This is a genomic window from Ruegeria sp. CE6 (genome assembly GCF_056537485.1).
In genome coordinates, this window is record NZ_JBQFRR010000001.1 from 29,885 (window position 1) to 52,406 (window position 22,522).

Here is a 22,522-nt window from a genome sequence, read left to right on the forward strand (position 1 = left end):
TGTTAGGCTCGGACGCTCCTCATCGCAACGTGCTTGTTGCCACGAAAGAGAACAGACGCCATAATGCTGTCAAAATAGAATTGGCCTGATGGCAAAAATCGGAAAGCCGAAAACACGACAATTTTTCTTCGATTACATCCAAGTGGCCGAAGTGCCTAGAATGTGGGCCCTGCGATATGGCATCTGTGCGAAGAAACAACCCGTCGTTCCAAAAAGTAGATACCCCTAGTTCGATCAAACAGTGGTTGGCTCGCTACGGCCTCGAAGCTTACGAGACACTATTTCACGAAAATGAGATCGACATCGACGTGGCGACAAGCATCACTGAAGCTGACCTTCTAGAGATGGGTTTGTCGATCGGGGTGCGCCGCAAGTTAGCGTTAGCAATTGCAGAACTTGGTGGAAACCTGCTGACAGAGCGAAGTTATGTGACGGAACCGTATCCGTTTGAGCGCCGCTACCTTACGGTGCTCTTTTGTGATTTGGTTGGCTCGACTGAGATGTCCCAGCAGATGGATCCCGAGGCTTTACAAGTTCTCTACGAAGGTTTCTTGTCCACAACTCAAAAACATCTCGAGGCATTTGGCGGGTATACACAGCAATACCAAGGAGATGGGGTCCTTGCGTGCTTTGGCTGGCCAGTCGCATATGAAGATCAAGTGGCGCGCTCAATTAGGGCCGGTTTAGCGATCTCCAAAGCCTGTAACGCGCTAAATAAACCGAACGGTGAGACTTTGTCGGTCAGGATCGGAGTCGCGACTGGCCTGACGTTGGTTGGGGAAATGGCAGACCAATGCGCTCGACTTTCCAATGTAATGGCTGGTCTCACCCCGAACCTAGCCGCCCGATTGCAAGAGCTCGCAGCACCGAACCATTTCTTGATTGATGCAACCACAAAAGCAGAGATTGATGGGCAGTTTGACGTTGAGTGTCTGGGTTTCCACAACCTAAAAGGATTGTCCGCGGCAGTTCCGGCTTGGCGGGTCGTCGGTGAAAGCCGTGGCACGGTTGGGAAGCAAGAGGACGGTACAGACGGCACCGTGCCCCTAATCGGAAGGTCCGCTGAGTGTGGATCAATTGTATCAGCTTGGCGCGAGGTCTGTAAGGGTCACGGGCAGGCAGTCGTGGTGTTCGGCGAAGCCGGCATTGGCAAAACACGGCTTGTCCGCGAGTTCCAAGACTTAATCAAAGGTGAACAGCATTCGACTATCCGCATCTCAGGTTTTCACGATCACATCCACAGTAGTCTTTTTCCAATCGCAGCACTTTTTCGAACCGACGAACAATATAACCCACTTGGCTCCGGCTCTTCCAGTTCGTACTCGCAAAGACTGTTCGGACTAACATCAGACCCGAGCATTGAAGCGATCCACGCGAAGATTTCTGCCATTTTCGACACGGTAAAGCCTATCTCGAACCGACGGGATACTCCGCCAGATGAGCGCCTTATGAACCTGACAACGCTCTTTATCGACTATGTTAAGGGCATCTCGGCCCGCGGTTCACTTCTAATCATAATCGAAGACATACAGTGGATCGACGATACGACGCTCAAACTTTTTGAAGACCTACGTACAAAAATCTCGACTTTGCCTATCCTACTTCTGGTGACATCAAGGCCGCCACACGACGCGATTTTTCGCCGCGAAGATGCGATTAGCCAAGTAGAGCTCACTGGGTTGCAACCGCGGGACAACGCTGCTCTAGTGCGGTGCTTCGACGCGCGTAGTCAGCTTACCGAGATTGAGATCGACGCAATTGTCAACCGTTCTGAGGGTTCGCCACTCTTTGCCAAGGAGCTCACTCGGTCGACTATTGAAGCCAAACGAGAAATAGCACGCGACGCTATCGCGCCTTTTGACGTGGTCAATGTGCCGATCTCGTTGCGATCCTCGCTCATGTCTCGGATCGATCGCCTCGGATCAGCGAAACGGTTTGTTCAGGTATGCGCTGCAATTGGTCGAACGTTCACGCTCGATCTTGTGCGCGCTATTATGATCGGTGAAGACTGTGATATCGACGATATGCTGAACCAGAGTGTCGATGCAGGCCTAATCAGGCGGCACATTGAAACGCCAAGTGCCACGTATATGTTCACTCATGCACTGCTTCAAGAGGTGACCTACGAAACTCTATTGATCCGCCACCGGCAAGATCTTCATCGTCGAATAGCGTCAGCGCTGCTATCCAAGTCGCAGGCTTTTGCAGAACAGCATCCCGAAGTCGTAGCGCACCATTTCGAGCGCGCGGATATTGTCGATAAGGCAATCGAGTATTACTTCCAAGCAAGTGTCAAGTCGGCCAGCCGCAATGCCCATTTTGAAGCCTCTTCCAGCTCGAGGCGAGCTTTGGACCTCCTTGCGCGGACCGGCGAAACTTCTAGTGCACGCGCCCTCGATCTATGGGTGATGCACGGACAATCAAGTTTCGCCATCATTGGCTATGGTGCCAGTCAGACTCTCGCAGCCTTTGAGATGTGCCGAGCGCTGATGCAGGAGACTGGGTCGAGCAAAAATGCCGCTGTTGTAGCTCGAGGACTGGTCGCTTGTCTTTTCAATCGGGCAGAATTAGATCGAGCTCTCGAAATAGCTGAAGATTACATGAATAGAACGTTAGCAAGTGAAGCGTTGACGCGGGATGATCTTTATAACGCACATCGGGTGGTTGTGGGTACCTACAACGCCCTAGGACGTTTTCAGGATGCAGGTCGACACGGACGGATAGCACTAGCGGCACTCTCTGAAGAAAAGGACAAAGTTAGTGCACCTGATCTAATGTCAACCCGCCTGGTCAATACCAACGCACAGCTCGCGATATCAACATGGCACGAGGGCAACGCAATCGAAGCCGACCGGCTCAGCCGAGCGGTCGTCGAACAAGGCAAATCATCCTCTAGTGTGCACAACCGTTTTATTGCAATGGTTTATGGTGGTTGCATACCGCAATTGCTGCTTGGAAATCGTGAGTTGCTCCGGAGTTGCGCGATGGAAGTGGTTTTGATGTCAGGAGGCCATCGCGCTCCATCATTCCGAGCCGTCGGCCAAGGGTTTCTGGGTGGTGCGCATGTAAGATATGGCGAGATCGATCTTGGCCGCGCGGCGCTCCAAACCGCATTTCGCTTGGCGGATGAGCAGGAGCAGTATATCTTCAAACCAGTCTACCACCTGTTCCTCGCAGAAGCTGATCTTGCTGACGAACTTTGGGACCAAGCAATTTCTACTTGCGATCAAGGGTTGTCGATCTCCAAGCAAACGAAGGAAATGTGGTTCGATGTCCTCCTTCAGGTTCTAAAAGCAGAGGCGCTTCAACGAGGCGGCTGGCCTACCAAACACATAATTAGACAGCTCGACAGGGCTGAAATCCAAGCCGAAGAGCAGCAATCTCGAGGTCTTGGTCAAATTGTTTCAAGAGCCAAGAAGCGTATCTTGTCACCAACGGGCTTGGGAGATCGAAAGGTTTAACCCTGGCTATTGGGGTTGTTGACTTTCTTCTTGAACCGGTTTTCGATCGTTCGCTTCTGATCTGTTCGATGTTTATGTTTGTTCTAAGAGAGCAGAACTATCTACAGTTTGGCAGCTCGATTCCATAATAAGTCGTGATTTAAAAGGGCCATAGCTTTCTTCCATGCTTCTTCTTTGTTCGTTGATCAATCTCCTTATCAGTATCAATGATGCGAATACGCGGATGGCTAATATTAATAAAATAGCTAATAAAGTGAGCAAGGACACGGTTTGCAATCGTATCTGCCTTTTTGGGGATGGCTTGAGCATAGACGTCTTTGTAGGGATGCAGCTCAACAACTGTACCGATATGCTCCGCCGAACCTCCATTAGTACGCTTCATCCCCTTTAGCGGGTCTTCGATGCAAAACTCGAACTCGAGCTTGTTGACAGATGAGTTCTCGAAAAACTCACTGCGGACGTAAGCGCTGTCTACAACTTTCAGCCAAAGCAGACGTCCGACACCTTTGCCGCCGATGGTCGCTTTTTTTCTCGAGTCCATCTTTTGAAACGATTCAAGGTTCATTTCTGTGAAGCCAATACCATTGTCATGGATTCTGAAGCCCGAGTATTCCCCTGCTTCGTTCTTAACTAACGAGATATCGACAAAACCTTTGCCTATCTCGTCTTTGCCAAACCGATCTTCAATGGCATGGATCGAGTTCATAACAGCTTCAAAGAGCGGAAACAGCGCATTCTTCGGACTGGGGGCAAGGGAAATGTTTTGGATTCGTCCGTTGGGGTCGTTAGCCCATTTGGAAACAGCTTCAGGCATAAATTCAGTACTTTTCTTCAACTATAAGTGAATCATTTACTTGCTCTATTCGAACCTACGTGCGTGTTTTTGTTCGAGACAATAGGAAACTTTGACGCTAGGCAGACAGCCCACTGGATGTTGGTTTCAATACTACCAAATACTGTTATGGCCGCTAGCGTGGCGAATGTCCGGTTAGTGCGGTTCGCGACTTGCCGCGCGCAGAAAACGGAATCATGGCTAAAGGCGGGTTAGGGCTCTCCGTGACGTTTGACGGATGGCCACACAGCAGACCTTCGCGGCACTTGCGAGATCAGGTCTCACCAAGGGCGGCTTACCCAGGAACGGCAGGTAGCCGATCCACAGACGGAGATTGAACCATGCCCCTGCTGCAATCAGGCGATCTCGTGCGCTTCGTTTCGCCAGCCAGCCGCGCGGAACCGCGGGCAATTGAACGACGCGCTGAGGTTTTGCGGTCATGGGGCTTGCGGGTTGAAATTGGGCCGCACGCGTTTGACAAGATGGGCTATCTAGCAGGCTCGGATGATGTACGTCTTGCCGACCTCAACAACGCTTTTCTTGACCCGGAAGTGCGCGCGGTTTTTGCGACGCGGGGCGGCAAGGGATCATATCGTATTGCCCACCGACTGCCTTTTGACACAATCACCCGCGACCTCAAGCCGTTGATAGGATTCAGTGACATCACCGCGCTTCAAATGGCACTATGGCGAAACAGTGCGGCTCCCAGCGTCCACGGTGCGTTGACCGGCAATGATGACGACCAGCTCAGCGATATTGCGGTGCGCTCCTTACACGCCGTCTTGATGGGGAGTGAACCGATCACGGTCACGTCCGGTCCCGCCATTGAATCCGGAGCGATAACAACAAAGGGGCAAGCTTGTGGGCCGCTGATCGGCGGCAGTCTCACAATGTTGGCTACTGCCGCCGGGTGGGCGCTACCCTCCCTGAGCGGGGCAATCCTTTTGATCGAGTCTGACGGGATCGCAATCGGCCAATTCGAACGAGACCTGACCCTGTTAGTGAGAGCGGGTCATCTTGAAGGCATTGCAGGCGTTGCAATAGGCCACATCAGCGGAACGCCATCGAATCCGCCGATTGATGCAGTCGGGTTGCTGCGTGAATATCTTGAGGGGTTTGGCGTTCCGATCCTCGGCGGACTCCCGATTGGTCACGATCCAGATGCACGATCCGTCCTGATTGGCACTCATACGCAGATCGACGCAGACGCGGGAACACTAACACAGCCTGCTTGGGCCTGACCTAGAAAACACAGTTTATGTCGGCATACCAACGGCCCGCTCAGATGACTTCGCTGACAGCGTTTTGGCGTTTACTAAGCTGAGAATTGGTAAGGCCGCTGCTCGCCCTTGTGTCAGAGATTGGCTGAATGCCACCCAACCAAGAAGGGCGGCTTTGAGTCGTGGTTCAGCCATGCGTTGCGCCAAGTCCGAAAGTCGGCTTTGGGCCGAGCTATCCTGCTGCACTTGCAAGGGACCGAAGTGTGATCAACGTCAGCTAAGGGCTCTTAGCGGAAATTGCAGAGGTCGTGGACAGCGGTTGTTGGACCATTACCAGCAATAAAAGAATATCATGCAGCCACGGGGCGTCGGCTGTATCGCGGTGTTACGCGTTTCCAATCAAGCCCTTCAAAGAGAGCTTCAAACTGCGATTTGTTGATGCTGATAACACCATCCCGCACTTGCGGCCATTCAAATCCCCTGCCTTCTATTCGCTTGTAGGTCATCACAAGACCAGTTCCATCCCATACGATGAGTTTGAGTCGATCCGACCGCTTGGAACGAAAAATGAAGATAGCGCCACTGAATGGGTCGAGGTCAAATTCGTTCATAACAATGGATGCCAAACCGTCCATACCCTTCCTGAAGTCGACCGGCTTAGTTGCAACGTAGAATTTGAAGTTCCCTGCTGGCGCGATCATGTGTTGCCCTCAAACGACTTGATCAACGCAGTGAGCTGATTGAGTGGGTAATTTGAAGGAAGCAGGACCTCACAGGTGCCACGCTTGAAGATGATGTGCCCTTGTGCCTCTGGCACCGGCTCTTCGACCGCATCGACCTTAATCTCTGCAAAGACAGGTTGTGATTTTACCTTCAGAGTAGAGTGCGGTCCTGACGCTTTCCGCTCAGCGTCTTTTTTTCCATTCGGAGGCGGTACCACTTGAGATGCCGCATGTCTTTGCGACATCGCGTGTTGATAGACGTCCGCTTCTCATGCGTTGACCCACTTCATTTTTGAATTTTCTGGGCCACAGTCGACGGCCGTCCTTCCCAACGGGAATCGAGTAGCCATAGGCATGGAAGACTTTTTCGATTTTCTGGTCACTTGCGAGTTCACCTAGAGCTTGAGAATTCATGATGCCTGTATCCTTTTGCAGGCATCATAGACTTCTAGGTGTTGGCTGAAGAGGTGCTATCTAGGGGGTCGGATACAACGCTTACATTTGAAGCGTCAGTGCGGCCATTGGGAACCTTGCTTTCGGAGTTCATCAAGACCACATGTGTCGACGGGCCGGCTATATTGGCCGAATACAAGACGATACTGACGGACCGCCGCTTCGACTGGATTGACACTTGCAGCGCAGTTACACCTCACGCATACCGTTCAAACGCGTCTTCCTACCTGCATCGCAGCTTAAATGAAGCGGGCGTTCTTAGCTTGTTAGAGTAAATTGAGATTGATTATTGTAAGCAAAAATTGGGTCCGCGCGAACGACCGGTTTAAGGTGCTTTATCAGGGACGAACCTCGAAGGACTTGGAGAACTAAATGCTCAAAGATATTGAAGCGAAAATCCTTGAAGGCGCCAATCTAACTGAAGCGGAGTATGACGCAATTTGTGCGCTGCGGGAACGCATAGCTGATATTGTAGATATGGCCGAAGGCAATCAAAACGGAATAGATGCTGAGAATTTTCGATCGCGATCATCTGGTCCGTCTTTCGCAATTGTTGTCGGTCATACATGGAGGAGTCCGGGAGCAGACGGGGTCTCACCAATTTCGCAAAACGAATATCCTTGGAACAAGGATCTCGCCCAAAAGATCTTTTTTCAATGTGCTGCATCGGGTATTGAAGCAAAGATCTTTTATCGAGACGGAATAGGGATTAGCGGTGCCTATCGCCAAGTGGCGAAATGGGGAGCGACTTGCGTCGTTGAACTACACTTCAATTCGTTCGACGGTCGAGCTCATGGGACAGAGACCCTTTACGACGAAGACGTAAACTCTGGCTCCAAAGCTTGGGCGCAACGACTGCAGGATGAAATGCTCTCAGCGCTTGGCTTGCATGACCGTGGGCTAAAAGAGCGAGACCCGGGCGACAGAGGCTACACCAGCGTGTCGGCGCTAGATATCCCTTCGGCACTTATCGAACCTTTTTTCGGCGACAACCCAACTGAGGCAAAAATCGGTGATGCAAAGAAGGACGAGTTGGCTTCAGCAATTGTTGATGCTGCGCGATTGCAGCTTTTGACCAGCTAGATAGCGCATGTGCATTGTCGCTTCATACAGGATCTTCGGCTCTATTCGGCGATGCTGCGGAAGAGGTGGGAGTTGGTGCAAATCGGCTCGAGCGCACGCTAGCAACTGCATTTCTAAGGCGGTTTGAGCCGACCATTTTTGCCGAGATTTGAGGAGTGCGTTTGCGATTGTGATGAGCTTTCTAGCGACTGCTGTGATGATGACTTTGTGTGGCTTGCCTATGTCAAGCAAACGATCTGCGAAGATCTTGAGACGCGGATTGTGATGACTCGCGTCGAATGCAGTCTGGAAAATGACGTGTCGTACCAGTCTCCGTCGGCCACCAATAGCGCGCTTGCCTCGCATTGCATCGCTATCGTGAGCGATGGGAGCCAGGCCTGTGAGCGCACCAGCTTGTTCTCACGAGAGCTGGCCCAGTTCGGGCATTTCCGCGATCAGAATAGTGCTGGAAATGGGGTCAATCCCAAGAACAGAACGCAAGACACCGGCGGTTTGTGCAAGGCCCTGATCTGCGGCGATGGTCTGCGCAATCTGATTTTCCAATTTACCGATCTGTCGATCCAATAGCGCCCTCAGCTCAGCATCAGCTTCAGTGAATATCCCATCCGTTCCCAACTTCTCATGCGCCTTGATCTGCGCCGTAAGTCTCTTGCGCGTCTCGGCAAGTTGTGCAGGCTTTGATGCCAAGGCTCTGAGAAGGCGCAGTTTCCCATGCGGTATTTCGCGCCCTGCGTCTGGTCGAAATACTGTGGATCGCGCAATGAGTTTCCCGTCGATCCGATCCGTCTTGGCGCGTGTGCCGCGGCTGGCAACGAAGGCTTTAATCTAAGTTGGCGGCAACTACCGAGTCGCGATACCAGCTGCATCCAGCGCGGTCCACATTCGCCATTCCTGCCCACCGCCACTCGGGAAAACGATCCCCCGGATCGTCTTCTGATCCTCGTAGCCCCCGAAACAAACAAGCGCGTGCGTTGATTGCGCCAGACCAACAAGCTGCGCGTGGACCTCATCGCTGTTCGGAAGCCGCAACCCGCGAATTTCGGCAGACAATGTACGTCAAGCCAATAGCAGCGGACGTCTATGCCGATGATCAGCTTGTGTGGTACTTTGTTCATACCCTCTTCCTTCTGCTCCGCGGTCCAGACCGGCCGCATTCAACTGTTCGAGACGATGAAGTGAGACAGTACTGGCTCGCTAGAAACGTGGTCTTGCCGCAAGGCTCAGACGCCAAACACCGCCCCGTCAGCAACCTCGGTAAAGGTGGCTGACGGGGGTTAAGTTAGCAAATTCGAGATACAAAAGGCTCAGGACTCATTGATTTCCATTTGGCTGCGTGCTTCATCGTGTTCAAAACGAGCGGTAAACATGCCTGATCTTTTCTGGTTAAGCGACGAGAAGATACCGCGTCCGGCGCGTTTCTTCCGAGAGTCCCACGGCAAACCTCTCGTTGATGACAGGCGTGTCTTGAGTGGGATTATCTTCATCAATCGCGACGGGTTACGGTGGTGCGATGCACCTAGGGAATACGGCCCACACAAGACTCTCTAAAATCGTTGGAAGCGATGGAGTGACAAAGGTATTTTTGCCCAGATGTTGGTCGGTTTGGCCGCCAACCACTGCGGCGAAAAGTCGGTCACGATCGGTGCCAAGTGCCTCAAAGCCCATCGCATAGCGTCCAGTCTTGCGGTGAATAAGGGGGACGTGGACGTCTGATTGGGCTCACCACGGGTGGCATGAAAACAAAGTTGCATGCGGTTTGCGACAGTCAGGGACGCCCTTTGAATCTGTTTTTCACTGCGGGTCAGGTCAGCGACAACATTGGTGCGAGGGAATTGATCAGCAGTCTGCCGAATTTCGAACGGTTGCTGGGTGACTGCGGCTATGATGCCGATTGGATCAGAGAAGCGTTGAAAGACAAAGGGGTACGCGCGTGCATCACAGGCCGCAAACGGCGCAACACAGCTGTCCGATACAACAAGCGCCGCTACAAACACCACAATCGGATCGAGATCATGTTTGCCAGGCTTAAGGACTGGCACCGCTTGGCGACGCGGTACGACAGGTGCCCCAAAGGTTTTCTATCCGTAATCGCTCCCGCCGCTTTGGCCATCAATTGGCTATGATTCCTGAGCGTAGTTTTCAACTCCGTGTTTTATCAAATCCGGAAATGCTAGTTGACAATCGTCGCTACCCAAAGCTGTTTAACTAACAGTAAAGTCGTGGAGAAATAGATGCCTCAAGCAGAAAGCAAGCATGTTTCAAGAATGGGACGCTACCTCCCGTTCAATCCAAATCACGACCAAATTTACGAAGAATACCAGAAGAGCGATGATGCGCTGGATCTTCATACCCAAGCGCTCAAGTATATTCTCGATGTAGCCAATAGATCTCAAATAATCGTTCTGACAGGCGATGCGGGACACGGTAAAACTCACCTATGTAGACGTCTATTGGAAGAACACTCCGGGTATTCTCAGGACGAGGCCCGTCACTTGATAAACAATCGATGCGACGGCGAATTCATAATCGAAGGAAAGGACGGTTCGAGTTCAAGTAGACCATTGCGAGTGTATAAGGATTTCTCAGAACTAACGCCCATTGTTGCCGCCCAAAAAGTGGAACAGGCTAAGGCGGAAACTGACGTTCTCACAGTGATATGCGCTAACGAAGGCCGCTTACGCGCAGTGCTAGAGGTCAAATCCGACGCAGCTGGTTGTCGAGAGCTACTGAATGATTTTCACTCATCCTTTAGAAGTGGACTAGCCAGCGGCGACGGCAAGACGCATCTAGTCAACCTGAACTACCAGTCTGTAGCTTCAAAAAAAGGTGACTCACTTGTTAGACAGGCTCTTCGCAGTTGGCTAGATCGCCGAAGATGGACAGCTTGCAATACTTGCGATAGCCGACCGAACTGTCCGATCTACAGGAATTTTGAACTTTTTTCTGACCCCAAAGAAACGGTAGCACAATCAAGAATTTTAAGGCTGGAAGGCTTATTCGCTGTTTCTGAGAGACTTGGCGCAGTGATAACTATACGGGAGATGCTCATGATAGTGTCTTTCGCTATAACCGGTGGACTGTTGTGCGCAGATGTTCATCAACGCCTGAGATCCAGGAAACGGGGCTGGCAGCACCGCTACGCATTCTACAATCTTCTCTTTTTGAGTCCGCCAAGCTTGAAGCCTGAACAGATCAATAGAATTCCCGCTCTATCTAAGCTCAAAAAACTAGACCCTGGCATGCAGGCCAATCGTTCTTTGGACGAAAAATTAATCAACGAGCTTGGGGTATTTCCAACGGAAGAATTGGATCTGTGTTTTCAGACCCAAGCAGCATCGTCTGGGTATCTAGATGCTGCTGATGGTATTGATGACATTGTTGGCAATCCTCGCAACAAAAAAGAGCGCAGGAAGGAAGCAGAGAATTCTGCCGAAGTTGTGCGATCTTTACGCCGACGCGCGTACTTCGACGGTATTTCTAAAGAAGCCAATTTGATGAACGCGCTTGGCTTTGAATACGGCGAAGACTTTGAAAAAATCATGAAGGGACAGACTACCGGAGCCGATATGTCCCGGATCAAGTCTCGAATAGTGGCTGGATTGCACACTATTCAAGGCATTCAAATGCAAAAGAAACAAACAAACCTTCTTCTAGTGGACCCGGCATTCGGAGCAGCAACAACGCACGCTGCAATTATCTCCCGTGAGATCCAACCGAAGAACATCAAACTCGTACCAATGATTGAGCAGTGGAGCATAACCGAGGATAAGCAACGGTACGCGATGTCAAACGCCGTTGACTGGATTGATCGGCACGTTTGCCTTCAAGTGCACTCGGAAAGCGGAGGTAGAAGAGACTTTTTCCTTGATCTGCTGGCTTTTGACATGATTTCCAGAGCAAGTGGAGGCTATGTTCCGGAAAGCTTCTACGCGCACGACATTAGAAGAACTAAGAACTTTTTGGCTCAACTCAGCGAAGAGGCAAGCCGAAAGGATGCTGAAATAAAATTCTTTCTTAACGGTGAACTTCAATCGGTCGCGATCGACGAGAATGTCATTCGGGTCGGGGGCGCAGGTTGATGACTGTGCAGCAAGCCAAAGAACAAAAAACGGCAAAGGGACCTGACATTTCAGTTTCGGTTTTCGGCGGAATTCTCGATTATGATGGCGCCGGTCACTACCCTGGCATCGAACTATTGAACCTCGTTTTTGGGTGCGAGAATCCAGTTTTGCTTCCAGACACACCGTCTGTAAAAATAAAACGACGTGCTCTCGACTTTGCAAGAAAACTTGTTTGGGACGAGTTCTTTAAAACCCACCCGGCCAGGCAACAAGTTATTCTAGATGAAGAGTCCGAAGACGCATTAGCTGGTTTGCTGGAGTGCTTACAACTCAGGATTCCCAGCACAACAAAGCGTCCTGGATGGGACCGAGCACATTTTTTCCCGTACACTAAGTCTCTGATCCACTATGACGCAAGGGTCTCCAAATCCAGCAAACCATGGGATCATCGTGTCGGGATCGAAAGGCGCTATTTTCGAGGAGGTGGCGCGCTTGCATTCAAAATACTGAGACATGATCCGGATCTTTCCAGGTTAACAAGGAACAGGCAGGGCTTCGCGAAACTATACGACACAACTGATGGCGGACCTCTCGATCGTCTGGTGGAGACTATGGCCGCCCATAGCCGCGAGGATAACACAGCGATGGAGGATCAGGTCGAAGAGAAATCTAGAGTATTAAACGATGAACTGGACAACCTATATCGCGATGGCGTGGACAGTATCCTGCAACATCAGGATGTGTCTGCTGTCACCCGAATAAAGGCTATTGTGAACTGGACGGCCATTTGGCTTTCCATAATGCAGTCTGTCCGGTCCGAAGTTTTTGTCGATCCGACCAATGCTCCTAGTCCTTTAGTTTTCGATTGTGGAACAGGAAATGCACAGCTGCGCCGCGCGTCCCAACGATGTCTTAAGGAAAAACTCTCCATTATTTCTGAAGCAGTGGAAATCGGGCGTGAAAAAGAATTTGGAGAAAACTCGTCACTAAGCAATTCGCAACGAAACAAGATACGCAGTTTTTTTTGGGCAACTGCGGCGACGGCACAGCTGCTTAATTCATGGAGAGGTCGCCGTCATTTCAATCTTGGTCTGGATGCATTGGAAACCTTGGTCCTTGCCGGAGTGCCTACTGGAACTCAGATGACGCTGGAAGACTTTATTCACGGGTGGCTATTTGAGAAGTGTCACATGCTGGTGGCGCGTCGAGCGGCGAACGAGTCGGGTCTGCTGGAAACTTTTGACGCCAGCATATTCGAAGACAATGAAGCAAAACTGACTGAGTTGCTGTCCGCAGCCGGGTTGCTGACCGAATACTCAGACGCGACGCGCATGGTTGGGGTAGAAATTTGATGTCTCACGAAAACTTGGCCTATTTGGCCCACAAGGCTCTGGCTGAGACGGCTTTCACCATAACTACAAGAGAGTTTCCTGAAAACACCGGGGACAATCACCCGGTTTTCAGGCTCAGCAACTTGTTTCAACCTGAAATTGAAAATTTCCTCCAAATCTGGACTGAACGAGCCGCTGGTACAAGACTGGAAAAAGCTAAGGTCGTGATATCGCACGATGGCGAAGGTAAGTACCCGCCTGAGTTCATTGCCAGCCCGGATTGTTCGATCACGTATTATCGTAACAACATTGAACATGGCCTGCTCTACATTGAGACAGCACCGGTTAGCGACGAGCAGGGACTAAGGAACATTTTCACGCTGCGGGACGCAAATTTCCTCGACGGTCAGTTTGATAGTGAGGAGGATGGATTTTCGGTTGCTGAGGAAATAGTTCACTCTGCCTGGAGGCAGGTCTTAGGGCGCGACAGTCAGGCCCCCGGTTTGGTTGTGGACCTCATAACTCAGATTCTGAAAAGCCTGCGAGACAATAAGCGTTCAATTGCTGTACGACCGTATGTTCGGTTCTGCACCCGCGTTGCATTAGAGCGCAGCGATCCGGACAAATCGTTTGACATTGACGAAACAAAGGCCGTGATCGGGCGGGCACTTGTCGAGCTTAATATGTTTCCTGATGAGAATTGGGCGACAAATTCAACAGACGCCAAACTATCTCGTCGACTTTTTTTGAACTGGCAACATGCCGACCTTGTCAGTGCGAGCGGCGTCGACTTGGATGGAGATACCTTGGCCATTCAAGCAAAAGATGTTGTGTTTAGAGATGTCGAGGGCAATGAGCTGTCCGCTGAGGAACAGGTAGCCTGGCGGGAAAAATGCTCAAATTACTGCATTGCTCAAAGTGCAGAAATAAGACTGGCCCTGCCATACTCGATCTTCGAGCAGCTATTCGCCAAGGACACTACTGGCATGAAGCTTGGCGAGCGTACTGAAAACGAGCTCACTGACAACCATGGTGATAGAATTCCTGAATGGGAGGAGCTCTCGGTAAAGGCCGGACTGGATAAAAAGGACCAGTTTGACGCACAAAAGTTTCTGGATGCAGAGCCAGAAAACCCCGAGAAACCTGCACTGCGGGATTTGGTAACAGCCGCAACCCGGAAAATGATAGAAAAGGCGGCCAGCCCGGCGACGCAGTCTATCGCAAATCCCCTCATAAAAATTGCGGAGTACTTAAACAGTTTTCCAGAACATCAAGCTTGGGAAGTTGGTGACGAACGACCTAAATTTCTACTTTCACTCGGAAAATTACCCGCAAGCGCCGAGTCAACCTTGGGACTTATGGCTTTCATCTACGGTCCATCTCTTCAGTCTCTTTCGGAGGCGACAAAGCTGGGAACTGAGGGCTACGAACTCGAAGTAGATGACCGTCTCGTCACGCAAGTTCCTCCGCCTCAACTTAGGAAGGATTCTGACGACAGCGAAGAAGAAGACAGTGATGAACTCCACGAAGTGCCCTGGGAGCCTGTACCGCTGGTGTTTGAAGTGCTGGCCCCTAACTCAAGCGATACTGGAAAGTTTGATTCAGTTGAAAAAGAAACAGGTTTTCAATGGTTCCCGCCCGAAATTGAAATGCTCGCCCTGTTTCGCCTCATGGCTACAGCCGATGATGCTCCAGATGTGCAGTCCCGATTGGAAGCCCCAAGCCATCAGTCCTTTACTGATTGGCGTGCCACATTAGTAGGCCGTACTGTTGGGCTGCAAACGGCTAAGGCCAACGGCTACCCGGCAAAAGTAGCTACAGACCCAATCGTCATGGAACTAAAAGACGTTCAGGAAATGTTCAGAACTCGTTGCAGGAAGGAAGGTTTGTCGCAGGAACTTCTGTTTGAAGTCTTTGATAGATGGCTTGCCGTAGGTGAACGTTTCCGAAATGAGCTTGTTCCCGCGGGTACGACGGACGGTCGAACGGAGATTTTTTTGCATTCCGACACCATCTCAACCAACGATGGACACGGACTCCTTATGCTCCCATCGCACCCCTTGCGCCTTAGATGGATAGCCAAATACCTTGAGCGATCCGAGCAACTGGCGTCCCGGGCTCTTTCAAATCAGCTTAAACTGAACGTAGAGAATGGAGAGCTGTATCTCGATTGGATCTCAAAACTTACGCCTCATCAGCAACCCGCACTTGCAATCGGAAAAAACCAGGAAACGCTATTTGCGAGCTCTGAACAAGGCTGGGCCGAATTCTTTTCTCCACTTGATAGGAGTACGGGCCGGGAAGTGGGAATTGACGCTCAAAGCACCGTGGAGATAGCCCATCAGATCACTCAATACCTTTCTGCCCATCCTCACAAAAGCGAGGGTTTGTCACTCCTAATCATATTGCCGAAGGGCGCCGCATTGCCTGCAAAGCTGCTGACTCTATTTAGAAAAGGGGACTGGAAGAACCTTCCTGTCGACGTAAACGTTGTTGCGCCGCTGGCCAATTGGTCAGAAATTATAAAGGATTTTGAGAAGCTTCCGGTTGAAGATCGAATGAGTAACAAGGATGCTTTGCTACCCCCCTTGCAACTGCGACTGCACAATCTGGCTGATTCTGAAGGGCTGCCGGGCGTACTTGAAGAACTCGATTGCGACATTGGCATTATCCCTCAGTTCGTCGCGGACGATCCGCAGATGCAGGATGACACTTCAACCAGCATGGTTTCAATCGGCTCGTTTGATGTACTTCTCGATCCTCCGACGGTCCTAGAAGGTGGCAGTAAGGGCGAAGCTATGACGGTTTCAAAACTGCCAGCAGCGTCTGATCAGGCGTTGGAAACATGGTCAACGATCGTTGTTCGCCACCGCAGGACAAGACCGGTTGCCGCGGAAATGCCGGCCAATACAGACCAGATTAAGCTTTTGATTGACTTCCGCAAAGAAGCAGAGCTTTTCGAGCTCCTGCACAAACTGAGCCACTGGGTCATCACGATCGAGCGGCATATTTCACGCGAGCAAATTGAGAATCTCGAATCCAGCCCTGAAATCCTGACGGTTAAAGAAAACGTAGGGTCTTCTGGGCTTTACACGTTAGTCGTATCGTCCAATTCCGGCAAGGAGTACTCGATTCAACGGATTGAGAGAAAGCTAACTCACGTGCTCGGTGAAGGGGCTTTGAGCAATCGGCGGCTTGCCGAACAGATTTACAATGAAGCCCGATCACTGGCTCCAGGTCTTGCCCTTCAGGCAATGGGAATATCACGGATTACGGAAGAGATGCTCGGCCTTGTGATTGCGAAACACGTCGCTGCGTCGAAATTTCCAGTCGCTGAAGAGAACAGCGCAAGCATATGGATTTCGCTGGATGACCACGCCGAATGGTTCGGTGGTGTTCAGGGTACTCGTGCAGATCTTTGCCGATTGTCGCTGTCCGTAAGCGAAAGTTCTCTTTTTGTTGATGTCCTGATTGTGGAAGGGAAGTTCCGCCAGTCTTATGATGCGCATGGCGAGGCGCAGGTTAGCAGGACGCTGAGGCTCTTTCAGGATCTACTGGCAAACACCAGCCAAGACCTTTCCGAAGATGAGCCGCTGGGGAATGTCGACAGTGATCTCTGGCGTTCCAAGCTAATGGATGCAGCTGACTCGGCAGGATCTGAGGCCAAGGAATTCGCTGGAGACATGCGGTTGCAGGCCACAGGCACTTCACTGATCCTTCCCACTGAGATTCGGGAACGTCTTAGATCTGGTGACTACAAGCTCAGGTCGCTTCAGGGACTTTATTCGATTTGCAACTACGTCAAAGAGGGTGACTCCGAAATTGAGAAGTTCGCAGAGGAAAATTACTCTTTCGAAGTCGTAAAGACCTTTCGAAATGCAATCGGCAAACTAGTTCAGGGATCGCTCGGCCCAAATCCATCTCATGGGAAGGCGGTCCCTCTCCCGGCAGAAAGTCATCTACCCGCAAACCCTGCCCCAGAGCCTGTTGCGTCACCTTATACTCCCCGCGCCCCGGCGCCGTCCGCCAAGCCAAAACCAGAGAAGAAGACGCGGCTTTCGCCCGACGAGCTCGGGGCTCGATATCAGTCAATTATCGACAAACTCGCGGAGTTTGGTGTTTCAGTTAAGCCTTCTGCCGATCCGCATATGAGATTCACCGAAGGACCCGCGACAGTAATGTACCGAGTCACCCCTGGAGCCGGGGTCACGCCCAACTCGATTTCTCAGAAGGCAGACTCCCTTAAACTTGCGCTCAGATTGAAAGAAGAACAGGAGATTCGCTTCAGCATCGACGAGGGATATGTCACGATCGATGTTCCAAAATCAGACGAGGACAGATACTTTGTGAATGCCGAAGAGCTTTGGCTGGAATGGGCTCGGCGGGACCAGGCGCTTGCCTGCCCAGTTGGCATTGACAGAGCGGGAAACCCTGTTGAAATCAATTTTTCTTCTTCGAATTCTCCCCACCTGCTGATTGGGGGTACAACAGGAAGCGGTAAATCGGAGGCCCTGAATACCATACTTTTTGGTCTGGTTCACAAGTACAGTGCAGATGAGCTCAAACTCCTACTGATTGATCCAAAGGGCACGGAACTCGAAGCATTTGAGAACGCCGATCATCTTGAAGGGATGATTGGTATGGACGACGAAGATGCCTGCGAATTGCTTGAGAAAGCCGTTGAAGAAATGCAGTCACGGTACAAGCTTCTCAAATCGGAGCGCACACGTTCGATTGCCGAGTTTAACGGCAAAGTTTCTCCGGACCGGAGAATTCCATGGTGGCTAATAGTCCTAGATGAGTATGCTGACCTTACATCAGATCCGGAGTCAAAAAAGAAGATTGAAGCCAGCTTGAAACGCCTTGCGCAAAAAGCAAGAGCAGCGGGGATTCACGTTATCATTGCCACCCAAAAACCAAGTGGCGAAGTCATAAGCACAAATCTTAGATCAAACCTGCCTGCTCAACTTGCGTTGAGAGTTAAAAGTGGAACAGAGAGCCGAGTCGTAATGGACGAACTGGGAGCGGAAACGCTCAATGGCAAGGGTGACGCTTTCCTCAAATCGGAAGGAAAGCTCACTCGAGTTCAGTGTGCAATAGTTTCCAATTAGTTCCGCATTCCGTCAAACTTGCGCTTTACGGTAATAGTTCCGCAAGCGCTTCTGCGATTTGCTTCGCAAGGAATGGTGGCACTGCGTTGCCGACCTGAGTATACTGCTGAGTTCTGTTGCCGAGGAACAGGTAATTGTCGGGAAATGTCTGCAAGCGTGCTGCTTCTCGCACAGTGAGGCTTCTACACTGTCTTGGATCCGGATGGATGTAATAGTGCCCGTCCTTGGCTATGTGACTGGTTATTGTCTTTGACGGATCGCCCCAGTTTTGAACCCGGAACCGATCGGCGAATTTACCAGTCTTCCAGCTGCGATGGTTCGGAGCCAGTTCATCAGGAAAATCCAGGGCTTTGGGAGCCCGCCCAAATACTTCTGAGAAGACGGAGCAGAAAAGGTACCGTGCGAGATCGCTCTTCATGTGGCCGCGTGTCTCGTGCTGCGCAAGCAGAGGCAGCCCAGGATCAGTCAGGAATTCCATAAGCGAACGTGGCATATCCTCGCTCTCGGTAGCCAGCTCGTATTCTAAGCTCATTCTCGACAGCGGATTGTTCTTTGCCTTGTGAAACTTTGCTACGGTTCCGACTGTCTTTTTCCACTTTTTTCTTTCAGCCGCGGATCCAATCTGAAGCTGCAATGAAGCAAGAAACTCTGCAGCCTCGAGAACCGTCTTCTGCCAGTCCTCTGCTGAGTCTTTTCGACTCAAACCACTTCTGACTTCCGGCAGTCCCTTAAGTACCGTACTGACAGAAGTCGGACATTCAAAGTTCAGCACAGATTCGTAGTCTGTATCGTCCAGCCTGTCTGCAATGTCGGCCCTCAGACCTACGACAAAGACACGATGCCGTGCCTGCGGGATCGCGTGCTGCTCAGCCCGAACAATAAAATCATGCGGGTCCGGACCAAGAGTTGAAGCGGTTTTGCCGTTTCTGTTTGGGACCAAAGCCAGCAACCGATAACCGCCTTCCTCACTACCAACACTCTGCAGGTCACTAAGAATGCGCTTGAAGATACCTGTTCCAGAAACCTTGGAAGACAGGATGCCTTTAACATTTTCCATAACAAATGCAGCCGGGCGAAGGCGATCCAGGATATCAATATATTCCCGGTAAAGGTAATGTCTGCCGTCGTCTTCTGCATTGTATTCTGAGTTACCCGCGTTCCGAGCTCTGCCAACCAGCGAGTATGCCTGACAGGGCGGACCGCCAATCAGAACAGTTCGTCCTCTGGCCGACTTTTTGATCCTGTCTATAGCAGGATTCATAAGGTTTGCGGCCTCCGGCGTTCCGAGGGTTGCGTGCAGAGCTTCCTTCTTAGCCTTCCTCCACTCAGCAGGATATTTCTCAAACAGTTTGTCCTGAGATATCGTTCCTGCCACGAACTGGTAATATTCGTCAGGCAACGTGCCAGGCGGGAACTGGCGAGTGAACGAGCGCAGGCTCAAGGTCTTGTGCGCGGCGTCCTCCATTTCGACAGAAAGCGCCACGTCGAACACGCGCTTTCCTTTTGCCAGTACCGATGAAAATCCTTCGGCCAGACCGCCAGGCCCTGCGAAGAGATCTACCACTTTGTAAGCTCGCGCCATGCCTGTTTTTTATCCTGACGATTGGAATTACACTTCTTACCAGGATGGTTGGAAATGACCAGGGATAAGATCGATGGCTGACATCAAAAGTTCCGCCGACCGTTCCAGAAACATGTCGCGGATTCGCAACAAAAACACCCTTCCCGAGATGATCGTTCGAAAAGAACTTTTTGCACGTGGCTTTCGGTATCGGCTGCACGGAAGCCGCGCCATGGGATCGCCGGATCTTGTCTTTGTCAGTCGCAAGGCTGTTGTTTACGTACATGGCTGCTTTTGGCACCAGCATCCCGGCTGCAAAAACGCTGCAAGGGTAAAAGATGATGCGGACAGTAAATGGGCAAAAAAGCTAAGCTGCAACTGGGAAAGAGATCAAAAAAATTTGGAACGTGCCCTTTCAAACGGTTTCAGCGTCGCAACTGTCTGGGAATGCTCACTTGAACCTCGAAAGCGGCACAGCGAACAAAGGGCCATCACGCTCAACAGGCTCTGCAACTGGCTGAAGGACGACCGGCGATCACAGGTTGTGGATTTGTAGCAACTGTTCAACACCTGCCTGGCCGGGAAAAATGATCTGATCGAAAGGCTGAAGAACGGTTTTCCATGGAACCGGAAGTTTCCAAGACGTCAGCCTAAAAGTCAGCGGATTAAGTCATTGAATTGGAGGCGATTTCTCGGGCACGCCGAAACAACTTCTCTAAATCCGGCTGAAGTTTGCCCGCAGCATTTGCGGAACATATCTGTCTGCAAAAAACTGCCCGGTCACGGAAAAAAAATTGCGAATGCGGATAGAGACGGGTCTGCGAGTATCCGGCTGGAGACTTTGAAACCACCCCCTCCAAGGTGCGCCCGCCAAGAAGCTAAGCAGTAGATGAAGTAGATGTATTCGCGTGAACTTGTTCAGAAAGCAAGTCGGACATGATCCGCTCTTACCCAACTTTTGAAAACAGTTTTATTTCATTTACTTAACCGGCCACGGAATACCAACACAATATCGGTCTACCTCCTCTACCTCGTCTACCGCCAGGTCCTCTCGGTGAAAGAACCTGGCTTCGTCTACTGCTCAACCGTTCCCAAGTTTAAGCAACCCGAACAAATCTGGAAGCGCCTTTATCCGGTCCGGAAGTGAACTGGCCGTCTCGCTGGTACCCAAGAGACCTCAGTATACCCGCCACCCTTTTTGTTTCGCGCTGCCCCATGTTCTCACTGCGAAACCCGAGCGCTTCCGCCAGAATGGGTTTGCAGGCCACAAATTCCCGTCCTTCGCAGTACCGGGAAACTTCTACCACCCAGGGATCATCCTCGCCGCGCTCGGACTGCTCCAGAGAGGCCAGTTTGGCAATCTCCGCCGACAGCCACCATGCTTCGCCGGAATGGTATGCGCTTACCGCTTCCGCCCAAAGCTGGTCACGATCTCTTCGAACGCCCTCGACATCTATTGACCCGGTTCGTACGGGCCAAAACCGACGGTTCCCCGTTGAATCTCGCAAATAGTCATCTCGATTGGTTGTGCCGGCAAAACACATCGGCGAGGTTCAACAATATCCTTACGGCCGTATGACGGGCGGTACTGCTCTATCTGTCTCGAAATAAACGCTTTGATTGCCTCGAAACTGGCCCGGTTCAGTGTTGCCAGTTCGGCCAGCTCAATTATCCACTTTCCACGAAGGAACTGCTTTGAGTCCTTGGATGAAATGTCAGGCAGAGAATCTCCAAAGAACTTTGGTCCTGCCAGCTCACGCAGAACTGAGCTTTTTCCACTGCCCTGATCGCCCTCCAGCACGATGCAGCCATCTGCTTTGCAGCCTGGAGAGAACACGCGAGCCACCGCCGAAATCATCCAGCACCGTCCAACTGCCACATTGTACGTGCTCTCCTCCGCGCCAAGATAGTTCATTAGCCACGATGACAGTCTGGGACGGCGATCCCAGTCTAAACTCGCCAGCCAGTCTCTTAGCGGATCAACAGTATTTGCACCGGCAGCCGCCTGAATGGCATCCGCGACAGTGTTGCGCGTCGCATCCGGAAAACCATTTCGGTTGAACCAAACCTGAGCCTGAACAATATCGGTGTCCCTGATTTCACGGATTTCAAAATCTTGGATTTCGTCGGTCCCGGGCACAGGGCGGTACAGCATGTCGCATTGGAGAAAGGCATCGTGGCGCAGGCAGCCCTGCCAGTCCGAATGGTTTTCCAACATTGCGATCGCCGTGGCGGGGCACCAGACAGGCAACCCCTTGTCATTGCGGACGACCGGAATGTCCGCATGACGGAACTTGAGGCCTCTGCCGGATTGCTGAGATGTTCCTGATGTCAAACTGCTGGAAGCCGGCGGCGTGGCACGACCAGTAGCCGCGTTTCCTGGGCTTGGATCCCATTCGACTCGCTGGGCCTTCTCCGCGGCTTCCAGAATTCGATTTCGCTTATCCCCTTGCATTGACGTGTCCCTCCGTCTTTGCAGTCTCCCAGCGTTCAAGCTCGTCGAGCCGCCAGCGGGTACAGCCGGGCGTTAGTTCCACGGGCCTGGGAAAACTTGGATCGGATTTGGCCCACCGCCACGGCGTTCCTCTTGAAACGCCATATCTTTTCGCCACCTGGCGATCTGAAAGATACATGATTGAACTCCATCGAATTGATGGATCCAAATTGGCACGCAGCGATTTTGCAGT

At 51.4% G+C, this 22,522-nt stretch carries 13 protein-coding genes and 2 pseudogenes; 8 read left to right on the forward strand and 7 right to left on the reverse strand.

What is annotated here, in order from left to right:
- The first annotated feature begins 176 nt into the window (after window positions 1–176).
- Window positions 177–3,461, forward strand: a complete 3,285-nt coding sequence (locus ACR0DK_RS00140) for an AAA family ATPase (protein ID WP_480734460.1) — start codon at window positions 177–179, stop codon at window positions 3,459–3,461.
- 139 nt (window positions 3,462–3,600) lie between these two features.
- On the opposite strand, the gene ACR0DK_RS00145 is transcribed toward ACR0DK_RS00140, so the two are convergent.
- Complete coding sequence (locus ACR0DK_RS00145; RefSeq protein ID WP_480734461.1) at window positions 3,601–4,275, reverse strand: hypothetical protein; 675 nt, start codon at window positions 4,273–4,275, stop codon at window positions 3,601–3,603.
- A gap of 359 nt (window positions 4,276–4,634) precedes the next feature.
- On the opposite strand from ACR0DK_RS00145, the gene ACR0DK_RS00150 reads away from it, so the two are divergent.
- A complete protein-coding gene (locus ACR0DK_RS00150; protein WP_480734462.1) occupies window positions 4,635–5,534 on the forward strand; it encodes a S66 peptidase family protein in 900 nt (299 codons plus the stop codon).
- 329 nt (window positions 5,535–5,863) lie between these two features.
- Here the strand turns inward: ACR0DK_RS00150 and tnpB are convergent, their stop codons facing one another.
- A complete protein-coding gene (gene tnpB / locus ACR0DK_RS00155) occupies window positions 5,864–6,214 on the reverse strand; it encodes an IS66 family insertion sequence element accessory protein TnpB (RefSeq protein ID WP_480734463.1) in 351 nt (116 codons plus the stop codon).
- Window positions 6,215–7,060: 846 nt separating this feature from the next.
- Between tnpB and ACR0DK_RS00160 the strand changes: the two genes are divergently transcribed.
- Window positions 7,061–7,771 carry an N-acetylmuramoyl-L-alanine amidase gene (locus tag ACR0DK_RS00160; protein WP_480734464.1) on the forward strand — a complete coding sequence of 237 codons (711 nt, stop codon included), beginning with the start codon at window positions 7,061–7,063 and terminating at the stop codon, window positions 7,769–7,771.
- Between the two features lie 399 nt (window positions 7,772–8,170).
- Here the strand turns inward: ACR0DK_RS00160 and ACR0DK_RS00165 are convergent, their stop codons facing one another.
- Entirely contained in the window at window positions 8,171–8,458 is a 288-nt protein-coding gene (locus tag ACR0DK_RS00165) for a hypothetical protein (RefSeq protein WP_480734465.1), read from the reverse strand.
- Between the two features lie 153 nt (window positions 8,459–8,611).
- Window positions 8,612–8,821 (reverse strand): hypothetical protein, encoded by a 210-nt coding sequence (locus ACR0DK_RS00170; protein ID WP_480734466.1) that lies wholly within the window; start codon window positions 8,819–8,821, stop codon window positions 8,612–8,614.
- A gap of 315 nt (window positions 8,822–9,136) precedes the next feature.
- On the opposite strand from ACR0DK_RS00170, the pseudogene ACR0DK_RS00175 reads away from it, so the two are divergent.
- The 4 genes and pseudogenes from ACR0DK_RS00175 to ACR0DK_RS00190 all read left to right on the forward strand — a co-directional run bounded on the left by ACR0DK_RS00175 (window position 9,137) and on the right by ACR0DK_RS00190 (window position 18,274).
- A pseudogene (locus ACR0DK_RS00175) lies at window positions 9,137–9,894 on the forward strand (IS5 family transposase).
- A 108-nt stretch (window positions 9,895–10,002) separates the two neighbouring features.
- A complete protein-coding gene (locus ACR0DK_RS00180) occupies window positions 10,003–11,850 on the forward strand; it encodes a hypothetical protein (protein WP_480734467.1) in 1,848 nt (615 codons plus the stop codon).
- Entirely contained in the window at window positions 11,850–13,184 is a 1,335-nt protein-coding gene (locus ACR0DK_RS00185) for a hypothetical protein (protein WP_480734468.1), read from the forward strand. The genes ACR0DK_RS00180 and ACR0DK_RS00185 overlap by 1 nt, the downstream gene beginning before the upstream one ends.
- Complete coding sequence (locus ACR0DK_RS00190; protein WP_480734469.1) at window positions 13,184–18,274, forward strand: DNA translocase FtsK; 5,091 nt, start codon at window positions 13,184–13,186, stop codon at window positions 18,272–18,274. The genes ACR0DK_RS00185 and ACR0DK_RS00190 overlap by 1 nt, the downstream gene beginning before the upstream one ends.
- Before the next feature lie 25 nt (window positions 18,275–18,299).
- On the opposite strand, the gene ACR0DK_RS00195 is transcribed toward ACR0DK_RS00190, so the two are convergent.
- On the reverse strand, window positions 18,300–19,856 hold the full coding sequence (locus ACR0DK_RS00195; protein WP_480734470.1) for a DNA cytosine methyltransferase: 1,557 nt from the start codon (window positions 19,854–19,856) through the stop codon (window positions 18,300–18,302).
- Window positions 19,857–19,929: 73 nt separating this feature from the next.
- On the opposite strand from ACR0DK_RS00195, the gene ACR0DK_RS00200 reads away from it, so the two are divergent.
- A complete protein-coding gene (locus ACR0DK_RS00200; RefSeq protein ID WP_480734471.1) occupies window positions 19,930–20,391 on the forward strand; it encodes a very short patch repair endonuclease in 462 nt (153 codons plus the stop codon).
- A 541-nt stretch (window positions 20,392–20,932) separates the two neighbouring features.
- Here the strand turns inward: ACR0DK_RS00200 and ACR0DK_RS00205 are convergent.
- Window positions 20,933–22,290 (reverse strand): annotated as a pseudogene (locus ACR0DK_RS00205) (virulence-associated E family protein).
- Window positions 22,277–22,468 (reverse strand): helix-turn-helix transcriptional regulator, encoded by a 192-nt coding sequence (locus tag ACR0DK_RS00210; RefSeq protein WP_480540659.1) that lies wholly within the window; start codon window positions 22,466–22,468, stop codon window positions 22,277–22,279. The pseudogene ACR0DK_RS00205 and the gene ACR0DK_RS00210 overlap by 14 nt, the downstream one beginning before the upstream one ends.
- Window positions 22,469–22,522 lie beyond the last annotated feature (54 nt).

What these genes read in the sequence shown, in the direction of transcription:
- ACR0DK_RS00140 (WP_480734460.1), top strand. Translation starts at nt 177, where the DNA reads ATGGCATCTGTGCGAAGAAACAACCCGTCGTTCCAAAAAGTAGATACC.
- ACR0DK_RS00145 (WP_480734461.1), bottom strand. Translation starts at nt 4,275, where the DNA reads ATGCCTGAAGCTGTTTCCAAATGGGCTAACGACCCCAACGGACGAATC.
- ACR0DK_RS00150 (WP_480734462.1), top strand. Translation starts at nt 4,635, where the DNA reads ATGCCCCTGCTGCAATCAGGCGATCTCGTGCGCTTCGTTTCGCCAGCC.
- tnpB (WP_480734463.1), bottom strand. Translation starts at nt 6,214, where the DNA reads ATGATCGCGCCAGCAGGGAACTTCAAATTCTACGTTGCAACTAAGCCG.
- ACR0DK_RS00160 (WP_480734464.1), top strand. Translation starts at nt 7,061, where the DNA reads ATGCTCAAAGATATTGAAGCGAAAATCCTTGAAGGCGCCAATCTAACT.
- ACR0DK_RS00180 (WP_480734467.1), top strand. Translation starts at nt 10,003, where the DNA reads ATGCCTCAAGCAGAAAGCAAGCATGTTTCAAGAATGGGACGCTACCTC.
- ACR0DK_RS00185 (WP_480734468.1), top strand. Translation starts at nt 11,850, where the DNA reads ATGACTGTGCAGCAAGCCAAAGAACAAAAAACGGCAAAGGGACCTGAC.
- ACR0DK_RS00190 (WP_480734469.1), top strand. Translation starts at nt 13,184, where the DNA reads ATGTCTCACGAAAACTTGGCCTATTTGGCCCACAAGGCTCTGGCTGAG.
- ACR0DK_RS00195 (WP_480734470.1), bottom strand. Translation starts at nt 19,856, where the DNA reads ATGGCGCGAGCTTACAAAGTGGTAGATCTCTTCGCAGGGCCTGGCGGT.
- ACR0DK_RS00200 (WP_480734471.1), top strand. Translation starts at nt 19,930, where the DNA reads ATGGCTGACATCAAAAGTTCCGCCGACCGTTCCAGAAACATGTCGCGG.
- ACR0DK_RS00210 (WP_480540659.1), bottom strand. Translation starts at nt 22,468, where the DNA reads ATGTATCTTTCAGATCGCCAGGTGGCGAAAAGATATGGCGTTTCAAGA.